3 protein-coding genes are annotated in these 3,753 nt (G+C 41.2%); 1 reads left to right on the top strand and 2 read right to left on the bottom strand.

Translation table 11 applies throughout. From position 1 onward, the window contains the following. Nucleotides 1-356: 356 nt before the first annotated feature. Both FTT83_RS15605 and FTT83_RS15600 read right to left on the bottom strand, forming a co-directional pair. Nucleotides 357-1,076 (bottom strand): UDP-2,3-diacylglucosamine diphosphatase, encoded by a 720-nt coding sequence (locus FTT83_RS15605; protein ID WP_180044606.1) that lies wholly within the window; start codon nucleotides 1,074-1,076, stop codon nucleotides 357-359. A gap of 118 nt (nucleotides 1,077-1,194) precedes the next feature. Next, nucleotides 1,195-1,704 (bottom strand): peptidylprolyl isomerase, encoded by a 510-nt coding sequence (locus FTT83_RS15600; protein WP_166168257.1) that lies wholly within the window; start codon nucleotides 1,702-1,704, stop codon nucleotides 1,195-1,197. Between the two features lie 166 nt (nucleotides 1,705-1,870). Here FTT83_RS15600 and FTT83_RS15595 point away from each other — a divergent pair, with 166 nt between their 5' ends. Continuing rightward, a complete protein-coding gene (locus FTT83_RS15595) occupies nucleotides 1,871-3,592 on the top strand; it encodes a glutamine--tRNA ligase/YqeY domain fusion protein (RefSeq protein ID WP_180176834.1) in 1,722 nt (573 codons plus the stop codon). The last annotated feature ends 161 nt before the right edge of the window (nucleotides 3,593-3,753 follow it).

The raw sequence follows: 3,753 nt of genomic DNA, 5'->3' as shown, positions 1-3,753 counted from the left end.
TAAACCTTTAGCTAATTCAGCTGCCATACTTTTGATTGTAGCTTCATCCATGTGAAGTACCTCTTTTTATTATCCTCAGTAGGATAAATGAAAATTAAGTACTTACACAAAATTTAGAACAGTCCCTACCTGATGGACTCCTACCAGCTGTAATTGTGAGGTCAGGAGTTCTATGTGCTGCTTTATTTTGCCTTGAAAAGCATTGCTTGGTAAGACCAAAGGCATTTGTCATTCACAAAGCCTGTTTTATTTTTGGTCAGCTAAATTTTTTTCATCGCAGAAACATTACAGCCTAGTTCTCGACAGATTGTGAATGACATAGTCAAGTTATAAAAGTTAATTATGAAAATTTATATTTAATAAGCCCAAGTCTTTAATTCTAATTTTACATTTTTATGTGCAGGATTGATCTCTAAAATCTGTGCCGAATGTTCGCGCCAGTCACCTAGCACAATCCGTTTCTTACCCTGAATATCATGTATTGCAGAACGATGAGTATGGCCATGAATCAGTACGTCAATATGTTCTAAGGCAACTTTCACCGCGAACTGATTTACATCCATGATGTCATAAGACTTCATCTGTTTGGTTTCAGCACTTTTTTTACGGAAACCATTAGCCAGTTGTTGCCGAAAACTTAAAGGCATGCGTTTTAAAAAACCTAAAAGTAATGGATTACGAATGATCTTGCGGAATTTTTGGTAGGACACATCGTCTGTGCAGAGCAGATCACCATGTTCTAAACGGTATGTGGTGTCGGATATTTTTAAAATGGCCGGTTCGGACAGCAATGTGCCATTGAATTGTTTTAAGAATTTTTTGCCTAAAGCAAAATCGCGGTTGCCAGCCAGAAAATATATCTGATTGCCGGCATGATGAAACTTTTGCAGGGCATGGACAATGTCATCTAGCCAGGGGGCTGTATAGTCATCACCAATCCAAGCATTAAACCAGTCACCCAAAATATAAAGCTGGGTATTTTTATCTTTATAACTGTCTAATAAATCCAAAAACCCCCGAACGAGTCGAGGGTGTTCAGGTGACAAATGTAAATCAGAGATAAACAGATAGGTCACGTATTTTCCTTAATACTTCCTCTCAAAGTCCATCTATTGGATAGAGGAACTATATCCTTAACATTATTCCGTTTTAAAGCACTGCTTTAAAACTCATTAAAGACGGAGAGGACGTTCTTTATTCAGAAATGATTTTTGCAGATTCAATCACAACGTTCTCTAGAGGAACGTCAGCGTGGTAGCCACGGTTACCTGTGCGAACGCCTTTGATATCAGCAACGACATCCATACCTTCAACTACTTTACCAAATACGGCATAACCCCAACCTTGAGCTGTTTTACCAGTGTGGTTAAGGAAAGAGTTGTTTTTCACGTTAATGAAGAACTGAGCAGAAGCTGAATGAGGAGCTTGGGTACGCGCCATTGCGATGGTACCTTCATCATTGCTTAAACCGTTGTCTGCTTCGTTTTCAATTGAATCACGCGTTGCTTTTTCTTTGAAATTTTCATCCATGCCACCGCCCTGGATCATGAAACCGTCAATTACACGGTGGAAAATTACGCCATCATAAAAACCATCACGAACATATTCCAGGAAGTTAGCCACAGTTTTAGGTGCTTTTTCTGAATTAAGTTCAAGAACAATACGTCCTTTATTGGTGTTTAATTCGACTTGAGGAAAACTCATTCTATAATCTCCTGATCATGGACAAAAAAGCCATGGGTTTTTGGTTGAGAGAAGCATAAGCAAACTGTAAACTACAAGGCAAGCGAAAACGTTATTTTCTTTGTTAAAAAAACCAGAAAAGCGTTTTAATTATCCTATTTTATCTTATAGAAGTGATTTATCAACTATGAAGCCGAATGATGTTGTTTCATCCCTGCCAAATAACCCGACAACAAGTAATCAACCTGTCGATGCTGCGCAGCAAGAACAACAGCCGGGCTTAGACTTTGTACGTCAGGTCATTACTGACGATTTGGCAGCAGGCCTTACACAGCAAGTGATCACGCGTTTTCCACCAGAACCGAATGGTTATTTACACATTGGTCACGTGAAAGCGATTTGTTTGAACTTTGGTATTGCACAAGAATTTGATGGCGTATGTAACCTGCGTTTTGACGATACCAATCCGGACGCAGAAGAACAAGAATATGTGGATGGGATTGCCAACGACGTAAAATGGCTCGGTTTTAACTGGAACGGTGAACCTCGCTATGCATCTAGCTATTTTGATCAACTGTACACATGGGCAGTACAACTGATTGAACAGGACGATGCTTATGTAGATTTACAAACACCTGAAGAAATCAAGTTAAACCGTGGTTCATTTGTAGAACCAGGTAAAAACTCTCCATTCCGTGACGCGACTGTAGAAGAAAACCTGGTGCGTTTTGAACAAATGCGTAATGGCGAGCTGGGTGAAGGTCAGGCTGTATTGCGTGCCAAGATTGATATGGCTTCTCCAAACGTGCATATGCGTGATCCGATCCTGTATCGAATTCTGCATTCTGCTCATCACCAGACTGGCGATAAATGGAAAATCTATCCAATGTACGACTATGCGCATCCATTATCTGATGCCATTGAAGGTGTGACTCACTCTTTATGTACTTTGGAATTCCAGGATCACCGTCCGTTTTATGACTGGGTTATCGAGAAAGTTAAATCTCCAGCTGTTCCACGTCAGTACGAATCAAGCCGTCTAAATGTCGATTACACCATTACCTCTAAACGTAAACTGCGTAAACTGGTAGAAGGTGGCTTTGTACAAGGGTGGGATGATCCACGTATGCCAACCGTTGTAGGGATGCGCCGCCGTGGTTTCACGCCTGAAGGTTTGCGTGATTTCTGTAAACGCGTGGGTGTTTCCAAGTCTGACGGTATTGTCGATGTTGCTATGCTGGAATACTGCATCCGTCAGTCTTTGGAAAATACCGCTGCACGTGGCATGGCGGTGTTGAATCCATTGAAAGTGACTTTGACTAACCTGCCTGAAGCAATGAACCTGAGTCATGCACGTCATCCGAACGTTGAGATGGGTGATCGTATCATTCCATTAACGTCTGAAATTTACATCGACCGTAAAGACTTTGAAGAAGTACCGCCTAAAGGCTTTAAACGCTTAATTCCAGAAGGCGAAGTACGTTTACGCCATGCTTATGTGATCAAGTGTGATGAAGTGATTAAAGATGCCAATGGTGAAGTGGTTGAACTGAAATGTTCAATTGACCCTGAAACTTTAGGCAAAAATCCGGAAGGTCGTAAAGTGAAAGGCGTTATTCATTGGGTATCTGCAACCCAAGGTGTGCCTGCAGAAGTGCGTATCTACGACCGTTTATTCACTGAATCTGATCCGGAAGTGGGTGATGACTTCCTTGCCAACTTAAATCCTGAATCACTCAAAGTGGTTCAAGCGGTGATTGAACCGGCTTTAGCTGAAGCGAAGCCTGAAGACCGCTTCCAGTTTGAACGTGAAGGTTATTTCGTTGCAGATCAATATGATCACACGGCAGAAAAACCAGTGTTTAACCGTATTCTGGACTTAAAAGACAGCTTTAAGCCTGGAAAATAACATTGTTTATGCTCTAGGATGATTCACTGTTGAGTGGCTTTGTTGCACAAACCTATCTGTAAAGGCTTTTTCAGCGATATAATTTTCAAATGAAGAAGCCTACACACAAAATCTACCGCACAACCAATTGGCCCGCATATAACCGAGCACTCATGAGTCGC

The sequence above is a fragment of the Acinetobacter sp. YH01018 genome (genome assembly GCF_013420295.1).
GTDB lineage: Bacteria > Pseudomonadota > Gammaproteobacteria > Pseudomonadales > Moraxellaceae > Acinetobacter.
This window is presented reverse-complemented; position numbering and strand designations above follow the sequence as displayed.

What these genes read in the sequence shown, in the direction of transcription:
- FTT83_RS15600 (WP_166168257.1), bottom strand. Translation starts at nt 1,704, where the DNA reads ATGAGTTTTCCTCAAGTCGAATTAAACACCAATAAAGGACGTATTGTT.
- FTT83_RS15595 (WP_180176834.1), top strand. Translation starts at nt 1,871, where the DNA reads ATGAAGCCGAATGATGTTGTTTCATCCCTGCCAAATAACCCGACAACA.